Source organism: Caenispirillum bisanense, from assembly GCF_039523075.1.
Lineage (GTDB): Bacteria > Pseudomonadota > Alphaproteobacteria > Rhodospirillales > Rhodospirillaceae > Caenispirillum > Caenispirillum bisanense.
Genome location: NZ_BAAAEP010000130.1, coordinates 226 through 826 on the forward strand (window position 1 = coordinate 226; position 601 = coordinate 826).

The 601-nt window shown below is 64.4% G+C and carries 1 protein-coding gene; it reads left to right on the forward strand.

The annotated features are described in order from the left end of the window. Positions 1–601: hypothetical protein (locus ABD056_RS22765; RefSeq protein ID WP_343870586.1), on the forward strand; the 601-nt coding region annotated here is incomplete at both ends.

Sequence of the window (601 nt, forward strand, 5' to 3'; positions counted from 1 at the left end):
TGGCGCTTTCTAGGTCGCGGATGGGGCAGCGAGACCGCAGCGGCGTTTGAGAAGCGCGTCGCGAAGAACCGTGATGCGTGGGCTGACTACAGGGCAGGCATCCGTCGAAAGCCTCGCAAGGAAACTGGCGAGCTTGCGCGACGTGTTGGTCTGCTCGAATCGCTCGGCGCGCTGGGGTACGTCCGTGCGACGGAGGTCACGCACGGGTCGAGCGGCTGGCACGTTCACTTTCACGTTGTGCTCGTGCTTGACACGCAGGTGTTGCCGCACGGTCTCGAAGATCGTGACGACACGCTCGACGCTGCTCGGCGGAGCATTTTCGAGCTGTGGCGCAAAGGGCTGCTCCGGAATCGGCTCGATGCGGTCGAGCAAGTGCGCGAGACGGACGGTTCGACCTCGCATGTCGGGGCGGATCTGCGCATCATGCATGGCGCTGAGGTCGCGGAGAAGCTGTCCAAGTACGAGAGGAAAGCCACGGATGCCGTCGCTGCGGCGCAAGAATCTGCGAAGAGGCTCGCGGAGTCGGAGAAGCGGCGTATTGAGGCGGGCAAGTTTGCTGCTGAGGCCACGCTCGGTGCGTGGAAGCAGGGCCGGGAGGTGT